Source organism: Pseudomonas kielensis (assembly GCF_014236655.1).
GTDB classification, from domain to species: Bacteria; Pseudomonadota; Gammaproteobacteria; order Pseudomonadales; family Pseudomonadaceae; genus Aquipseudomonas; species Aquipseudomonas kielensis.
This window is the reverse complement of record NZ_JACMYG010000001.1, coordinates 146,964-166,058: the sequence shown is the minus strand read 5'-3', so window position 1 is coordinate 166,058 and position 19,095 is coordinate 146,964. Positions and strand designations below refer to the sequence as shown.

The following is a 19,095-nucleotide window of genomic DNA, read 5'->3' as shown; positions in this document are numbered from 1 at the left end:
CTTGCGCAGACCAAGGTGGGAGAGCGCCGGGCGGCTCTCTCCCACAGGAATTTGTGTCCCGCCGAACCGGTGTGTTCGGCGGGGCATTCAGTGCCTCAGTTGCTCTTGACCGCGTAATCCGGCTTCTTGTCGTTGCCGGCAATGAACGGGCTCCAGGGCTCGGCGCGGATCGGCCCTTCGGTCTGCCAGACCACGTTGAACTGACCGTCGGCCTGGATCTCGCCGATCATCACCGGCTTGTGCAGGTGGTGGTTGGTCTTGTCCATGGTCAGGGTGTAGCCCGACGGTGCGGCGAAGGTCTGGCCGGCCAGGGCTTCGCGCACCTTGTCGACGTCGGTGGACTTGGCTTTCTCGGCAGCTTGCGCCCACATGTGGATGCCGACGTAGGTGGCTTCCATCGGGTCGTTGGTCACCGCCTTGTCGGCGCCCGGCAGGTTGTGTTTCTTGGCGTAGGCCTTCCAGTCCGCGACGAACTTCTGGTTCACCGGGTTATCCACCGACTCGAAGTAGTTCCACGCCGCGAGGTTGCCCACCAGTGGCTTGGTGTCGATGCCGCGCAGTTCTTCCTCGCCCACCGAGAACGCGACGACGGGCACGTCGGTGGCCTTCAGGCCCTGGTTGGCCAGTTCCTTGTAGAACGGCACGTTGGAGTCGCCGTTGACGGTGGAGATGACGGCGGTCTTGCCGCCGGCCGAGAACTTCTTGATGTTGGCGACGATGGTCTGGTAATCGCTGTGGCCGAACGGTGTGTAGACCTCTTCGATGTCCTTGTCGGCCACGCCTTTTGCGTGCAGGAACGAGCGCAGGATCTTGTTGGTGGTGCGCGGGTAGACGTAGTCGGTGCCCAGCAGGAAGTAGCGTTTGGCGCTGCCACCTTCTTCGCTCATCAGGTATTCCACGGCGGGGATCGCCTGTTGGTTCGGCGCGGCACCGGTGTAGAACACGTTCGGCGACATCTCTTCGCCTTCGTATTGCACCGGATAGAACAGCAGGCCATTGAGCTCTTCGAACACGGGCAATACCGATTTACGCGACACCGAGGTCCAGCAACCGAACACCACGGCGACCTTATCCTGGGTCAGCAATTGCCGGCCTTTTTCGGCGAACAGCGGCCAGTTCGACGCCGGGTCGACCACCACCGGCTCCAGCAGCTTGCCATTGACGCCGCCCTTGGCGTTGATTTCGTCGATGGTCATCAACGCCATGTCTTTGAGCGAGGTTTCAGAGATCGCCATGGTCCCGGACAGGGAATGCAGGATGCCAACCTTGATGGTCTCGGCGGCCTGGACCGTCCAGGTCATGCCCATCGCGGCAATGCTGGCTGAAAGAGTGAAAGCCTTGATCAAGCTGCGACGCTTCATTGTGCGATCTCCATGAACGTTTTTGGTTGGCATTGGTGGAAGGCTGAAGAGTCTTTAGCAAGGGCTGTGCCTAAGCACGAAAGCCCGGGGTTTGATGCGGCCGCCGAGGCGGATTCATCCGCGAGCGCACCAGGGGTGGGCGTGCAACGGGGTGTGGGGCATGCCGATGCGCTGTCGTGGTGCCTGTGCTCCCTATGTATGTACCGCACAGGCACGGGGACGCTGGATAACCTGATGGCTCATTACAGGCCATCAACAGGTTGGAGTTTTTTCATGGATGAGAGAGATAAGCCGAGCGCTGCCGTTGTGCGCATGAGCCGTGAGTTTTTGTCGGCGGATGACGCGGCGCGGCATGCTCATGAACAGGTCGGCAAGCGGCGTGACCGCGAGTTTGTTGCAGTGATCTTCCAGCGCAGCAACCAGCGGTTCGTCGTGACTGAACCGGTCGACGCCGGCACCGATGCGCTCGAAGCGCCCCCCCTGTTCCCGGCAGACGCCCAAGGCCGGGCAATCTACCCGGTGAACCACCAGCTCCATAGCGTGTTTTACTCACACCGGGCGCTCTCGACGCTGGATGTCGATCGGGTGCAGCGCTTGGGGTGGACGCGCACAGACGCCAGCGTCAGCTTGCAGATGTTCAAGGTTCACGAGTTGTTCCATGTGGTCGCGCAAGGCGTTCCGGCCTATCTGTCAGGCAGCGACGACAGTCTGTTGTGGTTCGAGTCCGATTCCCGCGGCTGGCAGCAGTTGCTGATGCGCTTGGGCACCGTGAGTCACCCGGGACCACTGGCGCTGGGGCTTGCCGATGGCAGCATCGCGCCTGTCGAGTTTGTACGGGCAGTGGCGAGCGCAGGAAAGTTGCAGACCCTGGTCGACAATGGGCTTTGGGGGTACCGGGGCCAAGTGACCAAGGACTGGACACCCCACCCGGAACAGGGCGCAAGGCCGGTGCCGAAACAGGTGGCCTTCGGCGCGGTTTTTTCGTCGGCGGACGAAGCGGCGCAGGATCGCTTCTCACGAGGGGCTGGGCAGCATGATACGGAGCGGACCTGGTTCGGTTTCATCCTCAAGCAACAAGGCAAGCACGAGTACATTGCGTCGGAATTGGTTGCGGTCGAGGGGGTTCGCGACAAACTGTTTTCTCGTCGGAGCCTGTTCCCCAGTGCCGGGCCGGGTGAAGGCATCGACTATGTGTATCCGGAGGCATTCCGGCGCCATTCCTATTTCTATTCGCGCCAGCGGGTGATGCAGACACAGCGGCCTGCTCGCCTCTGGTTGGCCCAGCACTTTATTGTGCCCAGAGACCTGTATGTGGTGGTGTACGACTCCAAGAAGCCGCCGGTCGTCGAAGGGCCTGAGTCGATTCCCACGTACATCGCGACGCAGGACGGCGCATTGTTGAAGTATGTCGCGCGCAAGAGTACCAAGTTGTTCGATAACGGCACCCCGGAGATGGGGCTGGATGCTGTCCAATCCAACTTGACCAATGGAAAACTGACCCAGACCGGCTTTGTCAGGGTCGTGGCGAACAGTGGTGAATTGACGGTCCTGCACACTTCTCTGTGCTGGGATAGAAAAGGCGTGGTCAACCCACAATGGACGCCTGCCCAGAACATCGAGCGTCGCCTTTTAGGGCCGGTTTTTCCGACCCAGGATGATGCGGCGCTCTATGCTCGCGCGCAGCTCCCTCCCACCACTGACAGCATCTACGGCGGGTTGATCCTGAAGCGCTCCGATGGTTTGTTCGTTGCGACCGAGCCTGTGATCACGCCCGAAGAAGACTTCGATGTGAAATGGATCTTCCCGGATGAAAGTGTGGGCGCGGGGCTGTTTCCCGCAGGATGCACCCTCGTGGGCCGCTATCGCTCGCGCCATGCCCGGGAGGTTCCGGTGCTCTTGTCTGGGTCGCAAAAGCAGCTGTATCTCAACATGTTGTCCGTGAAATCGGTCCTGACCGCATTCGGGCGGGAGACGCGGATGATGGACGAATACCTGTTCGGGCCCGACGGCTCGGTGATTCGTTACCGCAACGGGACATGGAATAGAGTGCGAGCCGATCTTGCCAATGCCTTGAGCGACTTCGGCAGCCTGCCCCATGACCTGGACGCAGCCTGGATAAAAAAACGTATCCACGAGGGAGACCTGAAACCGTCGGTGTGGGTGGATTCGCTGGCTAAAAACGGCTTTCTGTATGTGGTGGCGGGTAGCGCTGTTTGGGGGGCGCCGCGTTTAGTGACCGAGTTCAGCCTGGAGCGCCCAATGAGTCTCGGCACGGCGCTCGGTCTGCCGCGCAGTGAGCCGAGCTACAGCCCCGTATTTGCTGACAGTGTTGCCGCGGCGCGTCATGCCCATGAGCTGGCAGCAGATCGTGCGGCGCTGAGTTTCGGTTACATTCTGCGCGATCGCAGGCACAACCGATTCATTGCCACTGTGCCGATCCCGATCCCGGGTTCGACACTGACGTATGACCAGGTTTTCCCCGATGGACAGTTGCCCCAGGGCTACGTCGTCGACAGCCTGTACCTGCGCGCCGCGCAAGCGCCGGATGTGCTGCCGGATGAGGACTATCGGCACTTTTTTTCGCCGATGGACGTGCACCGGGCGCTTTTGCAGACGCAAACGACGCAGGGCCGGTTACCGCTCTACTTATCGTGCAGTGACGGAGCGCTGTTGCGCTTTGAGGGGGATTACTACGACCCGATCGAGCCACCGGACGAGGCTGCTCAGTTGGCACTCAAGCATCAGCCGTTCGCGACCCTGGCACAGGCGAGCGCCGATTGGCGCGACGTACTGGACGGCACCTTCAATCTGGCGGCTTACATTGGAAACATGAGAAAGGCCGGGCGCCTGCAAGTCATGGTGCCAAGTGCTTACTGGGGGATCGGGTTCCTGTCGCGGGATTGGCAGCCGTATAAAGCCGGCATGAGCGAGCAGGATCTGTGGTCGTGGATGCCGAAATTGGCAATGGGGCCGATATTCCAGCATCCCGACGATGCGGCTCGCTACATCCAGCGCCGGGCGGGAAGCGCCTATGAACAGGTCACCACTTATGAGAGCGCGATATTGCGTCAAAAGGACACGCATTGCTTCTGTGCACTGGAGCCGCTGGCGCGCCGGGACGACTCCAACCAGGCGCTTGATCGTATTTTCCAGACCTCAGGCGACCCCGTCACGACCCAGAAGAACAAGGCGCCGATCTTTCCTGCGGACTATGAGTTGATTGCCAGCCACCAACTGTATCTGTCGGGAACCAGCACGCTGGCGGTCGATGCTGACCAGGTCTATGCCAACTTTGCCTCGCCTTGGCTGGTGTATCTGCACACTCACAGCCTGAAGAGCAAAGGCTTCCCGATCAGTTCGTACTACTACTCAACGCCCCATGGTGCCTTGATCAAGTATGTGCCGCAGTACACCCAGGCAGAGCAAGCCTTGCTGCGGACCAAACAAGCCGAGCGTGTGGGCGGTCAGTGGATCACCCGACTGTCTACCGCGGATTTCATCTCGCAACTGGCCGACATCGGTGAGCTGCGGGTGCTGACAGCCGCCCACTACTGGAATCAGACTGGACGCCTGGGCCATAACTGGAAGACTGATCGGCAACAGGTTCCGCTGGCGCCCGTCAGTTTTCACCGTGACGAGCTGTAGCGTGCGGGTATCCGCGCACGATCAAAGGCATGAGTGGCAACGCCCTTGATCGTGACGCGAGTGCCGGTAAGGGCTATTGGCGGGTGCAGGTTTCCATGCCGTGGCCACCGCCTTCATACTCCGGGCCGTAATAGTATTTGGTAAAAGAGACCTTGCCGTCGGCACTGGTTCCAACTTGTGCAATGCCCACGCCGTAGTCTTTCAGGGCGGGGTCCGTGTGTGCGAAGTAGATGGCCAGTGATGTTTCCTGGGCGGCGGCGAAACCTTTATAGAGGGAGTTGTCGGTCAGGGTCAGGGTAAAACTATAGGCGCCGTACGGGCCGGTACTTTGTTCAGGGTTGAGCTTCATGTCGACGGTGCCTTTGAACTCCCCTATATGACTGTCCATGCCAGTGCATTGGTAATGCCCTGAATAGTCGGTGCCGGTGAACGGCGGCGGGGCTGCCAGTGCCGGCAGTGAAACGAAGGCGAGGGAGGCTAGAATTTTCTTTATCAAGTTGACCTCTTTCAATTCTTTATAGGAATTGTGCGGATTGAAAAGTAGGAAGTTGCCGCAACTAATACTGTCCAGTGAGTGGGTGCTTAAGTTGCGGCAGCAGGAGTATGGCGAGGATCAGGGAGTGGCTAAAAAACTAACCCAAGATAAGACTTTTCAAACTGTTCAACGGTATTTCAAGCACCCTTGAAATACCGTTGCTCCGTCCCTCGGGGTGTTCAGGAAGAGGGGGAGGTCGATGCCGTGTGCCGGCTTACGCGCGCCAGCAGGAACCGGTCCAGCAGCCACACCACCACCAGTGAAGCGCCCACCAACGGGAACAACACGGCCAGCGCCAACATGATCAGTACCCCGGTTTTCCAGGTTGGCAGGTCATGACGCAACGGCGGTACCCCGACCTTGCCCTGGGGCCGGCGCTTCCACCAGATCACCACGCCGCTGACGGCACTGAGCAGGATCATCAGGCAGATCAGGAGCACGATGATCTGGTTCAGCACACCAAACATCTTGCCTTCGTGCAGCATCACGCCCACCTCCGTGGCGCGGGCGACGTTGCCATAGTGTTCCCAACGCACATCGGCCAGGACCTTGCCGCTGTACTGATCGACGTGCAGGGTGGCGTCGTTGCGCGGGTCATCGGCGAACACGGCAATGGTGAACACACCGCTGGCGCTGGTTGGCAGGGTGATGCTGTAGCCCGGCTCGACCTGGCCTCGCTCGGCAATGTCCTGCACCGACTGCAGGCTGATGCCCGGCGCGGCCGGTGCGTGGCTGGCGCCGTTGTGGGCCATGTGTTCGGCGTGGTCGCCGGACATTGGCATCGGCGTATTTTCCATGGCCCAGGGCACGGTCTGGCGCGCGGCGGTATTGAGGCTGCGCGCTTGCTCATCGGAAGTTGGGACGTTGTTCCACATGGCGGCCGGGAACTGGTTCCAGACCTGGGCGTAGGACTTGCCCCAGAAACCGGTCCAGGTCATACCGCTGAGCAACATGACCAGCAGCAACGCCGCGCCCCAGAAACCGGTGACGGCGTGCAGGTCGCGCCACAGCAACCGGCCGCGACTGTTCAGGCGTGGCCAGAGGATGCCTGCACCGCCCTTGCCACGTGGCCACCAGAGGTAGACACCGGACACCACCAGCACGATGCCCCAGCCAGCCGCCATCTCGATCAGGCGATCGCCGAGGGTGCCGATCATCAGTTCGCCGTGAATCGCCCGGGCGATGGCTTGCAGGTTGTACGTGGCATCCTGCTCGCCGAGGATGTCGCCGTGGTACGGATCGACAAACACGTTGAGTTCGCTGCCCAGGTTCTTCAGCACAAATTGCGCGCTGCGCTCGGCATTGATCGGCGGCAGGTACTGGGTGACCTGGCCCTGTGGATAAGCCGTTTGCACCCTGCGCAGCAGGTCGTCGGCACTGAGGCTGTGATGACCGGCCGGAACGTTCAGCAGGTTGCCGTACATCAGGGGATCGAGTTGTGGCTTGAACAGGTAGAGGGTGCCGGTCAGCGCCAGCATCACCATGAAAGGGGCAACGAACAGCCCGGCATAAAAATGCCAGCGCCAGGCCAGGTTGTAGAAGGACACTTTGGGTTGGCTCATCAATAGCACTCCGCTCGGCGATGAATCTTTTATAGGTGTTGTGTGGTTGCTGGTTCTGTAGCAGCTGCCGCAGGCTGCGACCGCTGCTACAGGCATGGCGTCCTTGCGAGGCGTTTTAGAAGCTCATGTCCACCTTGGTCCAGAACGTGCGACCCGGTTCGTTGATTGCTTGTGGATCACTGGCCGGGTAGCCGAACCCGGCGTTGCCGGCCAGGTTCAAGTGTTCGGCGTAGTCTTTGCCGAACAGGTTGTCGATGCCGCTGCTGACCTTCCAGTGCTGGTCGATGCGGTAGGCGCCATTGAGGGAGAACACCGCAAAGCCCGGGCTCTTGTCGTAGTCCTTGCCCACCACGTTGCCTTTGTTCTGGTCGATGCGGTTTTGCGCCGCGACCACGCGCCACAAGGCACCGGCACTCCAATTGTCTTCGCTGTAGGTCAGGCCGAAGCGCGCATCCAGCGGTGGCATCTGCGGCAGGGCGGTGTCGTGGGTGGTGTCTTTGCCCCAGGCGTAGGCCAGGGTGGCGTCGGCTTTCCAGTGGGCGGTCAGGTTGTAGGCTGCGCCCAGTTCACCGCCCATGATGCGTGCGTTGATGTTCTCGGCCCGCGAGCTGGTGCCCATGGGCGTGGGGGTGTAGTCGAACAGGATGTAGTCGTGCACGGTGCCGATGTAGGCCGAGGCCCAGGCTTCGAGGTCCTGGGTCTTGTATTGCAGGCCGACGTCGAGCTGGGTGGTCTTCTCCGGCTGGATCGAGTCGAAGGCGTTGAGCGACCCCACGGGACCGGACTTGGGCGAAAACAGCTCCCAGTAATCCGGGAAGCGTTCGGCGTGGCCGAGACCTGCGTAGAGGGTGGTCGGGCTGTCCGCCAGGTCGTGCTCGTAGCGCACGAAACCGCTGGGCAAGGTGTCGGCGCGGGTGTCGTCGGCCGTCGGGTTGGGCTTGCTCATCATCCCGGAACCGATGCTCTGGCGAAAATCCTTGGCCGAGGCGCGGTCCAGGCGGGCGCCGGTGATCAGGCGATTACGGTCGGCGGCGTACCAGGTCAGCTCACCGAACAGGCCGTAGTTGTGGAAGTCCGCATCCTTGTTGCGTGGCACGTCCTTGTAGGTGTCGATGCCCATGGCGCTGCGCTGGCGGTGTTCGTTGGTCTGCGCATCGACACCGCTGACCAGTTGCAGGTCGGCCCAGCGCCAGGTGGCCTTGACCCGCGCACCGAGGGTCCGGCGGTCGACGTTGGAGGCCATGGGGCCGGCCATCATCCCGGTGCCGGAGGGCGTGCGCAGGGTGTAGTTGTCCATCACGTGGTCGGCGTAGTTGTAGTAGACCTGGGCCTCGAGTTTTTCCAGCACCTCGCTGAGGTCCGATTGCACGAAACGCAGGCCCAGGCTTTCGCGCTTGAACTGCGAGCCGTCCATGCCGCGTCCGGCATAGCGCGCTTCACCGTCGCCCTTGCCGGCAGTCAACTCCAGCAAGGTGTCGGTGTTTGGGGTCCAGCCGACGGCGACGTCGCCGTTCCACTTGTCGTAGCGCGACGGCACGGTGTCATTGTTGCCGTCCTTGTAGTCATCGGAGTGGGCCGTATTGCCGATCACCCGCACGTAGCCCTGCGGGCCACCTGCTGCGGCATCCACCACTTTGTCGAAGCGGCCGTTGGAGCCGCCCAGCACGCTGGCGTTGACCCGGCTACCGAGTTCGCCGAAGTTTTCCGGCTCGCGATCGAAGAGGATCGTGCCAGCCGAGGCGCCAGGGCCCCACAGCACGGTTTGCGGGCCCTTGATCACCGTGAGCGTGTCGTAGGTTTCCGGGGAAATGTACGAGGTGGGTGCATCCATGCGGCCAGGGCAGGCGCCCAGCAGCATGCTGCCGTTGGTGAGGATGTTCAGCCGCGAACCGAACATGCCGCGCAGCACCGGGTCGCCGTTGGTGCCGCCGTTGCGCACCAGGGCGAAGCCGGGAATGGTCTTCAAGTAGTCGCCACCGTCACTGGCCGGCACCGGTTGGCGCGGGTCCTTGGGGTTGGTGACGATGGTCAGGGGCGAGCTGGGGGCAATGCCGGTGATCACGGTGGGGCTCAGCTCTTCGGCGTGCTGGCTGTGGTCGGTGGCCGTCTCAGCGGCGCCGGCCAATGGCGCGAGCAGGGCGCCGCACAGCAGTGCGGTGGCTTGCTTGAGGCGAACGCGCAGGGCGTTCGGGGCGAAAGTTGCCTGGGCATCGCTCAGGCGTGGGGCAGCAGAAAACCTGGACATAACGGTTCCATCAATCAGTCGTAAACACACGGCCAGCAGCCTGTGGCTGTCGTGTTCAACAGTTGGCCGTGTCGGTGGGGATGTGGGTGTTTACGCGTTGATGGGTGGGGCGCGGGTGCGGGCGCCGGGGAAGACGGTCAGTCGGGCATGGCCCAGGCGAGGCAGGGGGCTGATGAAACCTTGTGCCAGCGGTGGGTTGAAGATCGCCAGTGCCTGGCTGCCTGGCAGTGCCGGGCAATTGAAGAGCAGGCTGCAGTAGCCGCACTTTTCCCAGATGGCATGGTGATCGGCCTGGGGTGCGCAGTGTTCGGCAGGCGCTTGCGCCTCATGCCCGGCATGGGCACCGGGCGCCATGTCCATGCTCATGTCCATGGACATGCTCATGGACATGCTCATGGACATCGGGGCGCGCTGACCCATCGGCATCGACTGAGAAATCAGTGGACCGATAAAGATCATCAACATGGCAAACAGGCTGACCCAGCTGCCACGCGCGACCGTCAAGGGGGGCTGGCGTGGAGCTGTGCGCCTGCGGCCAAGTGAGCGCTGCGCGTTCACGGGCGGTGCTGCTGCCGGTTATTGGGCGTGCTGGTGCGTGTCGGTGCCGGCGGGCGGTTGTTTCTGCACCGCGACGTCCACGGTGAGGTTACCGGCCTTCTCGAAATGCAGGGTCAGCGGGAAACGCTTGCCGTCGCTCAGCAGGCTGCGGTCCTTCAGTTCCATGAGCATCACGTGGTAGGCCATCGGCGCGAACGTGACGGTGCCCCCGGCGGGGATCTCGACGCTGGGCACCTGCTGCATTTTCATCAGGTCTTTTTGCATCACGTGTTCGTGCAGCTCGGCTTTGCCCGAGATAGGCGAATCCACGCTGAGCAGGCGGTCAGCGGTTTTGCCATTGTTGTGAATGACAAAGTAGGCCGCCACGGTCGGGGCATTGGGCGGCAGCTCTTGGGACCAGGGGTGGGCGATGTCCAGCTCACCGGCCTTGTATTCATGGGCATTGGCAAAGCAGGCAGGCAACAGCAAAGCGGCGAGCAGCAACGTGTGCTTCACCAGGGATGGTTTTGACATGGTAATTCTCCGGAATGATTAAAACGCAGGTTAGTTGCGAATCGAATCAGACCAGGGGCGAGGCTCGGGGGTTGAGGCTGGGCCATTGCTGGCGCGGTGTCGGCGAGTCGAGGGTGGGCGCCGGCAAGCTGCGATTGGCTTCGAACCGGGCGAAGTACAGCTGCGGTGCATGTCCCGGCAATGCCACCAGGGGCGCTGTGCCCGAGCAGCACCAGCAGTGCTGCATGTTGGAGTGTTGCTCGCCAGGGGGGGCTTTCTGTTCAAGGTTGCCCAGGGAGATGGCGACCATGCGGGTGCCACTGGAGGAGCAGAAACTGCCCCACATCAACTGCTCGGCCGGGGACTGGCTGGACGCTTGGGCCATGGCACCGGACATTGGCATGGCGAGCATGTTGAACAGCACTGCGAAGCAGGCGATCCAGGCAATTGCTAGCCGTTGTCGGGACATGGTCAGATCCGGTGATGTGGGAGATCAGGCGGCGTATTTAGCCTGATCGGGGTGGATAAGTAAAAAGCTGCCCTGCGGTGTGGTGTCGCAGTGTACTCAGGCGGCTGTCGCGTGAAGCTTGAGGCCCAAGGCCTTCATCACCTTCATGATAGTCGCGAATTCCGGATTGCCAGTGCTGCCGAGTGCGTTGTACAGGCTTTCACGGCCCAGCCCGGTGTCGCGGGCGATCTGTGTCATGCCTGTGGCGCGCGTAATGTCATTGAGCGCACAACGGATCAACACACGGTCCCCTCCCACCCGCAACAGGTAAACCACGTGGTGTTTGCGGGTGAAGTACATTCGATAGCCAGGCCCGTAGTGGACACGCATTTCATCAACAGCCTCACCCACAGGTTCACAATCCAGCAGGCGAGCCTTGCCGGTTCTGGTCAGGAACCGTCTGACAATGACAGTGCCTTCAACACCTGGGCCACGCTGGCAAACTCCCGATCCACCGCCGGCAACACCGGGCGCTTGAGAATCAGCACGGGCACCCCGCGCTCGCGGGCCACTTCGAGCTTGGGTTCGGTGGCGCTGCTGCCGCTGTTTTTGCTGATCAGCACGTCGATCTGTCGACGTTCGAACAGCGCGCGTTCGTCTTCGAGGTGGAACGGGCCGCGGGCCCCGAGCACTTCGCAGCGTGGGTTGCCGGGATAAACCTCCAGCGCGCGCAAGGTCCAGAACTGTCCGGCGGGGATTTCGTCCAGGTGCTGCAACGGCTCGCGGCCCAGGGTGAACAGCGGGCGCTGGAATGGCTTGAGGGCTGTGCTGAGTTCGGCCCAGTCGCTGACTTCGCGCCAGTCATCGCCGGCTTGCGCCTGCCACGCGGGACGGCGCAGCGCCCAGCACGGGATAGCGCTGAGTCGCGCGGCGGTGACGGCGTTCTGGCTGATTTGTGCGGCGTAGGGGTGGGTGGCGTCGAGCAGCAGGTCGATGCCTTGATCCTCGATGAAACGGGCCAGGCCCTCGGCGCCACCATAGCCACCGACGCGCACCTGGCACGTCAGGTCGCTGGGTACCCGGCCGACCCCGGCCAGGCTGTAGAGGTGTTGCGGGCCCAGGGTGCGGGCGATCGCCAGGGCTTCGGTGATACCGCCGAGCAACAGTATCCGCTTCATGGCAATACTCCTGCGTGACCGACAATGCCGCCCTGGCGGTCGATGGCAAACACTTCGACCTGGACCTGGGCCGGTACCACGCTGCGGGCGAAGGCCAGGGCGTGCTGACACACCGCATCACCCAGGGCAATGCCGGCGGCACTGGCCATCGCCAGGGCCTGTTGACTGGTGTTGGCCTGGCGAATCTCTTGCTGCAGTGCGGCGTCGGCGCCCACTGCGGCGGCCCATTCGGCCAATTGCTCAAGGTCGATGCTCGAGTGTCGGCTGTGCAGGTCCATGTGGCCGGCGGCGAGCTTGCTGATCTTGCCGAAGCCACCGCACAGGCTGAGTTTATCCACAGGCACTTTGCGCAGGTGCTTGAGCACCGCCCCGACAAAATCGCCCATTTCGATCAGGGCGATTTCCGGCAGGTTGTAGACCCGGCGCATGGTGTCTTCACTGGCGTTGCCGGTGCAGGCGGCGATGTGCAGGTAACCGTTGGTCTTGGCGACGTCGATGCCTTGGTGGATCGAGGCGATGTAGGCCGCGCAGGAAAACGGCCGGACGATGCCGCTGGTGCCGAGAATCGACAGGCCACCAAGAATGCCCAGGCGCGGGTTCATGGTTTTCAGCGCCAGGGCTTCACCGTCCTGGACGTTGACCGTCACCGCAAACCCGCCGGCATACCCGAGCTCCAGGGCCAGGGCGCTGAGGTGGTCGCTGATCATCTTGCGCGGCACCGGATTGATCGCCGGCTCGCCGACGCCCAGCACCAGGCCTGGGCGTGTCACGGTGCCGACGCCGAGCCCGGCGCTGAAGCGAATGCCGGGCTCGGCGGTCAGGCGCACCTGGCTGTAGAGCAGGGCGCCGTGGGTCACGTCCGGGTCGTCGCCGGCATCCTTGATCGTGCCGGCCTCGGCGCCGTCGGCCAGCAGCCGGCAGAACTCCAGGCGCATCTGCACCTGCTTGCCCTTGGGCAGGACGATCTGCACCGCATCACTGCTGCCGCCGCCCAGCAGCAGGCGCGCCGCCGCGAGGCTGGTGGCGGTGGCGCAGCTGCCGGTGGTCAGGCCGCTGCGCAGGGGGGCGGGTTGTTCGGCGGTTTCGTCACGCATCGAGGGGTTTGACCAGATCCAGCAAGGTAATCGGCAGCGCCTGGCGCCAGGTGTCGAACTCGCCCAATGGCTGGGCCTGGGCGATGTGCAGCCGGGTCAGTTCGCCGCCGTGCCGTTCACGCCAGGCCATCAGGGTCATTTCGCTTTGCAGGGTGACCGCGTTGGCGACCAGGCGGCCGCCGGGCTTGAGTTGCGCCCAGCAGGTGTCGAGTACGCCGGCACGGGTCACGCCGCCGCCGATGAAAATCGCATCCGGGCGCTCGAGTCCGGCCAGCGCTTGGGGGGCGCTGCCGCGAATCAATTGCAGGCCGGGTACGCCAAGGGTGTCGCGGTTGCGCTCGATCAGTAATTGGCGGCCTGAATCCGCCTCGATGGCCAGGGCGCGGCAACTGGGGTGGGCGCGCATCCATTCGATACCGATCGAGCCGCAACCCGCGCCGACATCCCACAGCAGCTCGCCGGGTATCGGTGCCAGATGGGCCAGGGTGACGGCCCGCACGTCGCGCTTGGTCAACTGGCCGTCGTGGGCGAAGGCCGAGTCCGGCAGGCCGGCCAGGCGCGACAGGCGCGGGGTGCTCGGTTCGGCGATGCACTCGATGGCCAGGACATTGAGGTCGGCGACCTCAGGATCGTGCCACTCGCTGGCAAGGCCGTCGACCCGCCGCTCCTGCTCGCCGCCCAGGTGTTCCAGCACGCTGATCCGGCTCGGGCCGAAACCGCGCTCACGCAGCAGTGCGGCCAGTGCGGCCGGACTGTGGCGGTCGTTGCTCAGCACCAACAGGCGCACTCCGCTGAACAAGTGGCTGTTGAGCGCGGCCAGTGGCCGGGCCACCAGCGACAGGCAGACCACCTCCTGCAGTGGCCAGCCGAGGCGGGCGGCTGCCAGGGAGCAGGACGACGGCGCAGGCAGGATCAGCATCTCCTCGCGGGGTACCTGGCGCGCCAGGCTGGCGCCGACGCCATAGAACATCGGGTCCCCACTGGCCAGCACACAGACCGGTGCGCCGCGTTGCGCCAGCAGCGGCTCCAGGGAGAACGGGCTGGGCCACAGTTGGCGCTCGCCACGGATGCACACCGGCAGCAGATCGAGCTGGCGCTGGCCGCCGATAATCCGTGTGGCCCCCAGCAATGCACGCCGGGCCTGCTTGCCCAGTCCCTTGAAGCCGTCTTCTCCGATGCCTACGACTGTCAGCCAGGGGGCCATCTATATTCCTCAAACATGAAGGTTCCGACGGGCAGGCTTTTCATGCCGTCGGACAAAGCAGGCATAATACCGCGCCTTCGCCCGCGAAGTGCTTCTACCTCTTGAGTCGGTCGCCCCCTTGAACGAACGTCCGTTGCATCCTGCCTTACGCCCCTCGGCCTGTCCGGGGTTGCTGCGTATCGTCCAGGCGCTGGATGGCGGGATCTGCCGGATCAAGCTGAGCGGCGGCTCGATCAGCGCCGCCCAGGCCCTGGCGGTGGCCGCCGCTGCCGAGGAATTTGCCGGTGGGGTGATCGAGGCCACCAACCGCGCCAATCTGCAGATTCGCGGAATTACCGGCGAGCACTCGCGGCTGATTGAGCGCCTGCTGGCGGCCGGGCTCGGTCCGCGCTCGGCGGCGGGCGACGATGTGCGCAACCTGATGCTCAGTCCGGCGGCCGGCATCGACCGCGCCATGGTGCTGGACACCCGTGCGCTGGCGGCACAGATTCTCGCCACCCTGGAAAGCAACCCGAGCCTGCATGACCTGTCCGCCAAGTTCGCTGTGCAACTGGATGGTGGGGAGGCGCTGGCCATGCTGGAGCATCCCCATGACCTGTGGTTGAGTGCGTTCGAGCGGGATGGCCAGACCTGGTTGGCCTTTGGCCTGGCCGGTTGTCCGACCGACACCGCCGCCGGTGCGGTGCGGCTCGACGACGGCCACGCTCTGGTGGTGGCGGTGCTGGAGCTGTTTCTCGAACTGGCGCGGCCAGAGCAGACCCGCATGCGCCACGTGCTGGCCGAACGTTCCCTGGACTCGCTGCTGGAGCGGCTGGGTGAGCGACTGTCGCTGCGGCGACTGGATTCCTGGCAGCGTCCCCCGGCACAGGCGGGGCAGCACCTGGGAACGTATCCACAGCGTCAGTCGGGCCTGGTCCATGTGGGGGCCGTCCCGCCGTTGGGACGGCTGACCTGCGCAATGCTCCAGGGCGCGGCGCTCCTGTGTCAGCAATACGGTGATGCCAGCCTGCGCCTGACACCCTGGCAGAGCCTGTTGTTGCCCAGCATCCGCGAGCAGGACGCGCCCGCGCTCAGCCAACAGTTGCAAGCGTTGGGGTTTTTGTTGAGCGCCGATCAGGCCCTGGCCCATGTGCTGGCCTGCACCGGTTCGCCCGGGTGTGCCAAGGGCCTGGCCGACACCAAGCGCGACGGCCAGCGCCTGGCCGCGCTGCGCCCATCAGCCAGCGCGCCGCTGCAGGTGCACTTATCCGGCTGCCCGCGTTCCTGCGCCGCCGCCCATACGGCGCCCGTGACCTTGCTGGCGGTCAGCCCCGGTCACTACGACCTCTATTTTCGCGATGCGGGGCAGGCCGGTTTCGGCGCCCTGCAAGCACGTAACCTCACTATTGAAGCGGCGGGCGCACTGCTTGATGCCCGCCCACGGAGCCCCCTTGATGCTTGATTACATCCGCGACGGTCAGGAGATCTATCGCAACTCCTTCGCGATCATTCGCGCCGAGGCGAACCTGGACCGTATCCCGGCCGATCTGGAAAAACTCGCGGTGCGGGTGATTCACGCCTGCGGCATGGTCGAGGCCATCGATGGCCTGCAGTTCTCCGCCGGGGCGGGCAAGGCCGGGCGTGATGCGCTGGCGGCCGGTGCGCCGATTCTGTGTGACGCGCGCATGGTCTCCGAGGGCGTGACCCGTGCCCGCTTGCCCGCCAACAATGAAGTGATCTGCACCCTGCGCGACGATAGCGTCGCCGAGTTGGCGCGCGAACTGGGCAACACCCGTTCCGCCGCCGCGCTGGAGTTGTGGCGTCCGCACCTGGAAGGCAGCGTGGTGGTGATCGGCAACGCCCCGACCGCGTTGTTCTACCTGCTGGAAATGCTCGACGCCGGCGCACCCAAGCCGGCGCTGATTCTCGGCTTCCCGGTGGGGTTTGTCGGTGCCGCCGAATCCAAGGCCATGCTCGCGGCGGACAGCCGTGGCGTGCCGTTCGTGATCATGCAAGGCCGGCTGGGCGGTAGCGCCATGGCCGCCGCAGCGGTCAATGCCCTCGCCACGGAGATTGAATGATGCAGCAACCTGGACGCTTGATCGGCCTGGGCGTGGGCCCCGGTGACCCGGAACTGATTACCGTCAAGGCCCTGCGCCTGCTGCGTGAGTCGCCCGTGGTGGCGTACTTCGTGGCCAAGGGCAAGAAAGGCAATGCCTTCGGCATCATCGAGGCCCACCTGCAAGAGGCGCAGAACCTGCTGCCGCTGGTGTACCCGGTGACTACCGAAGTGTTGCCGGCGCCGCTGTCCTACGAAGAAATCATCAGTGATTTCTACGACGGTGCTGCCCAGGCCGTGGCCGCGCACCTGGAGGCCGGCCGCGACGTGGCGGTGATCTGCGAAGGCGACCCGTTCTTCTACGGTTCCTACATGTACCTGCACGACCGTCTGGCCACACGTTATGAAGCCGAAGTGGTACCGGGTGTCTGCTCGATGCTCGGTGGTGCTTCGGTGCTCGGCGCGCCGCTGGTGTATCGCAACCAGAGCCTGTCGGTGCTGTCTGGCGTGCTGCCCCACGAAGACCTCAAGCGCCGCCTGGGCGATGCCGACGCGGCGGTGATCATGAAGCTGGGGCGTAACTTCCCGAAAGTGCGGCAAGTGCTGGAGGAACTGGGGCTGGCCGAGCGCGCGCTGTATGTCGAGCGGGCGACCATGGCCAATCAGAAGATTGTGCCGCTGGATGAGGTCGAACCGATGTCTTCACCGTACTTCTCGCTGATTATCGTCCCAGGTGTCAGGTGGCAAGGCTGATGACCCATTCCACGCCAGCCATTGTCATTCTCGGCCAGGGTAGCCTGGCCACTGCCCGTCGCCTGCAGCAGGTGTATCCCGCTGCCTTGATCCACGGCCTCGGCGGCCGGGTCGAGGGCGCAGACCGGGTGTATCAGGAGTTCGGTGCGACCCTGCGTGAACTCTATCAACAGGACACGCCGATCATTGCCCTGTGTGCGGCCGGTATCGTGATCCGCACCCTGGCACCGCTGCTGCTGGAGAAAGGTGCCGAGCCGCCGGTGCTGGCGGTGGCTGAAGACGGCAGCGCGGTGGTGCCGCTGCTGGGGGGGCTCGGCGGGGTGAATGACATGGCCCGGGAGATTGCCGCGGCGCTCGAGGTGGCCCCCGCGATCACCACCAGCGGTGAACTGCGCTTTGGCACCTGCCTGCTCAATCCGCCCAGCGGTTATACGTTGGGCGATCTGGAGACGGGTAAACGTTTTGTCTCCGATTTGCTGGCCGGGCACAGCGTGCGTATCGAAGGCGCCGCACCGTGGCTGGAACAGGCGCAGTTGCCGGAAGAACCGCAGGCGCGTCGTTCGATCCATGTCGGCAGTGTCGAGCGAGTGGCGAGCCCAGACGAGTTACTGATTTATCCGCGCTGCGTGGTGGTGCTGGTGAGTGCCGTCGAGGCGGATCTGACGAACGCCATCCGCGCGGCGATGCAGCACGCGAACGTCGCGCTGCAGGCGCTGGCTTGCCTAGTGGCGGCGCCAGATCAGATGGCTTGCCCGGCGTTGCGCGAGGCCGCGTTGGAGTTGGGCGTGCCGCTACGGTTTGTGGCGTCGGCGAGCGACTTCAGAGCGCTGCCGGGTGTGACGTTCATAGAAACAGCGCGCAACATGACCATCGCCGTCGCCCCGCAGCCGTTGGATGTGACGCGGATCGGTCGCCCGCGCGGGCGCCTGGCGGTGATTGGCCTCGGTCCTGGTGCTGCACAATTGATGGTGCCGGCAGTCAAAGCAGAACTGGCGCGTGCCACGGACGTCCTGGGTTACGAAACCTACGTGCGCATGGCCGGGCCCTTTCGTCCCGACCAGGTGCTGCACTGCACCGATAACCGCGAAGAAATGCAGCGGGCCCGACACGCCTTCGAACTGGCGGCGCAAGGCCGTTCGGTGATCGTGGTGTCCTCCGGAGACCCGGGTGTGTTCGCCATGGCGGCGGCCGTGCTTGAGGCGTTGCACGAGTCCAGCGACCCCGGCTGGCACAGTGTCGATCTGGAGATCCTGCCTGGGGTTTCTGCTTCGCTGGCGACCGCCGCCCTGGCCGGTGCGCCACTTGGGCACGACTTCTGCGTGATGTCGCTGTCGGATAACCTCAAGCCGTGGTCGATCATCGAGCAGCGCCTCGATCTGGCGGCTCAAGCGGACCTGGTCCTGGCTTTTTACAATCCCATCTCTCGATCGCGTCCGTGGCAGTTGGGGCGCGCGCTGGAGATTGTCGCGCAGCACCGCACAGCACAAACGCCCGTGGTGCTGGGACGGGATGTCGGTCGACCGGGGCAGGCGCTACGTGTCACCACGCTCGGTGCGTTGACGTCGGACCAGGTGGACATGCGAACCATGGTGCTGATCGGCTCGTCCACTACCTGCACGTTCCCCCGTAGCGACGGTGGTGAGTGGGTCTATACGCCACGCTGGTATGGTGAAAAGCCTGGCACTTGAATAATAACGCCCCTTCTTAGGGGCGTTATTGTTTTACCTTGTTTACGGACTCATGAAGTGTGTATGGGGACCAATAACAGTGGCCACAGTACACGACTTGTATTGAGTGCAAATTGTCTGTCCTGGGGCTATTCGTTAGATTGGCTGCTCGCCCCCTGGAGCAACGCGCAAAGAGCGTTGTTGATGTGGAGTAAAGCCAAGCGTTTCACTCATTAAAGTGCGGCGTGGCCGGTACCAATCGTTCGGCATTAAATATATGTTGTCGCTACTTGTAGTGGATGTCCGCGCGTGCCC

Annotated in this window: 16 protein-coding genes; 5 read left to right on the top strand and 11 right to left on the bottom strand. The window is 63.6% G+C overall.

Annotated features, from left to right (window positions below):
• Window positions 1–95: 95 nt before the first annotated feature.
• A complete protein-coding gene (gene urtA, locus H7995_RS00700) occupies window positions 96–1,361 on the bottom strand; it encodes an urea ABC transporter substrate-binding protein (RefSeq protein ID WP_166589888.1) in 1,266 nt (421 codons plus the stop codon).
• Between the two features lie 273 nt (window positions 1,362–1,634).
• Between urtA and H7995_RS00695 the strand changes: the two genes are divergently transcribed.
• Complete coding sequence (locus tag H7995_RS00695; RefSeq protein WP_185817823.1) at window positions 1,635–5,006, top strand: hypothetical protein; 3,372 nt, start codon at window positions 1,635–1,637, stop codon at window positions 5,004–5,006.
• 73 nt (window positions 5,007–5,079) lie between these two features.
• Here the strand turns inward: H7995_RS00695 and H7995_RS00690 are convergent, their stop codons facing one another.
• From H7995_RS00690 to cbiE, 10 genes are all read right to left on the bottom strand, one after another.
• Complete coding sequence (locus H7995_RS00690) at window positions 5,080–5,502, bottom strand: hypothetical protein (protein ID WP_185817822.1); 423 nt, start codon at window positions 5,500–5,502, stop codon at window positions 5,080–5,082.
• Window positions 5,503–5,720: 218 nt separating this feature from the next.
• Window positions 5,721–7,103, bottom strand: a complete 1,383-nt coding sequence (locus H7995_RS00685; protein ID WP_185817821.1) for a PepSY-associated TM helix domain-containing protein — start codon at window positions 7,101–7,103, stop codon at window positions 5,721–5,723.
• 115 nt (window positions 7,104–7,218) lie between these two features.
• Window positions 7,219–9,348: a TonB-dependent copper receptor gene (locus H7995_RS00680; protein WP_166589892.1), complete on the bottom strand. Its 2,130-nt coding sequence runs from the start codon at window positions 9,346–9,348 to the stop codon at window positions 7,219–7,221.
• A 90-nt stretch (window positions 9,349–9,438) separates the two neighbouring features.
• Window positions 9,439–9,852, bottom strand: coding sequence for a DUF2946 domain-containing protein (locus tag H7995_RS00675; RefSeq protein WP_244647548.1), 414 nt, complete (start codon window positions 9,850–9,852; stop codon window positions 9,439–9,441).
• A gap of 72 nt (window positions 9,853–9,924) precedes the next feature.
• Window positions 9,925–10,404: a copper chaperone PCu(A)C gene (locus tag H7995_RS00670; RefSeq protein ID WP_166589913.1), complete on the bottom strand. Its 480-nt coding sequence runs from the start codon at window positions 10,402–10,404 to the stop codon at window positions 9,925–9,927.
• A 61-nt stretch (window positions 10,405–10,465) separates the two neighbouring features.
• A complete protein-coding gene (locus tag H7995_RS00665) occupies window positions 10,466–10,867 on the bottom strand; it encodes a DUF2946 domain-containing protein (protein WP_185817820.1) in 402 nt (133 codons plus the stop codon).
• Between the two features lie 96 nt (window positions 10,868–10,963).
• Window positions 10,964–11,206 (bottom strand): addiction module antidote protein, encoded by a 243-nt coding sequence (locus H7995_RS00660; RefSeq protein WP_371927828.1) that lies wholly within the window; start codon window positions 11,204–11,206, stop codon window positions 10,964–10,966.
• Between the two features lie 89 nt (window positions 11,207–11,295).
• The gene (locus tag H7995_RS00655) at window positions 11,296–12,024 is read right to left on the bottom strand and encodes a cobalt-precorrin-6A reductase (RefSeq protein WP_182343304.1); all 729 of its coding nucleotides are present in this window, start codon (window positions 12,022–12,024) and stop codon (window positions 11,296–11,298) included.
• The gene (locus tag H7995_RS00650; protein ID WP_166589895.1) at window positions 12,021–13,118 is read right to left on the bottom strand and encodes a cobalt-precorrin-5B (C(1))-methyltransferase; all 1,098 of its coding nucleotides are present in this window, start codon (window positions 13,116–13,118) and stop codon (window positions 12,021–12,023) included. The genes H7995_RS00655 and H7995_RS00650 overlap by 4 nt, the downstream gene beginning before the upstream one ends.
• Window positions 13,111–14,322 carry a precorrin-6y C5,15-methyltransferase (decarboxylating) subunit CbiE gene (cbiE, locus tag H7995_RS00645; RefSeq protein ID WP_166589896.1) on the bottom strand — a complete coding sequence of 404 codons (1,212 nt, stop codon included), beginning with the start codon at window positions 14,320–14,322 and terminating at the stop codon, window positions 13,111–13,113. The genes H7995_RS00650 and cbiE overlap by 8 nt, the downstream gene beginning before the upstream one ends.
• A 133-nt stretch (window positions 14,323–14,455) precedes the next feature.
• Here cbiE and cobG point away from each other — a divergent pair, with 133 nt between their 5' ends.
• From cobG to cobJ, 4 genes are read left to right on the top strand one after another with little or no spacing between them, the layout of a single operon-like run.
• Window positions 14,456–15,763 (top strand): precorrin-3B synthase, encoded by a 1,308-nt coding sequence (gene cobG, locus H7995_RS00640; protein WP_280516516.1) that lies wholly within the window; start codon window positions 14,456–14,458, stop codon window positions 15,761–15,763.
• Window positions 15,756–16,382 (top strand): precorrin-8X methylmutase, encoded by a 627-nt coding sequence (locus H7995_RS00635; RefSeq protein ID WP_166589898.1) that lies wholly within the window; start codon window positions 15,756–15,758, stop codon window positions 16,380–16,382. The genes cobG and H7995_RS00635 overlap by 8 nt, the downstream gene beginning before the upstream one ends.
• Complete coding sequence (locus H7995_RS00630) at window positions 16,382–17,113, top strand: precorrin-2 C(20)-methyltransferase (protein WP_185817866.1); 732 nt, start codon at window positions 16,382–16,384, stop codon at window positions 17,111–17,113. The genes H7995_RS00635 and H7995_RS00630 overlap by 1 nt, the downstream gene beginning before the upstream one ends.
• Window positions 17,113–18,801, top strand: a complete 1,689-nt coding sequence (gene cobJ, locus H7995_RS00625) for a precorrin-3B C(17)-methyltransferase (RefSeq protein WP_182343308.1) — start codon at window positions 17,113–17,115, stop codon at window positions 18,799–18,801. The genes H7995_RS00630 and cobJ overlap by 1 nt, the downstream gene beginning before the upstream one ends.
• The last annotated feature ends 294 nt before the right edge of the window (window positions 18,802–19,095 follow it).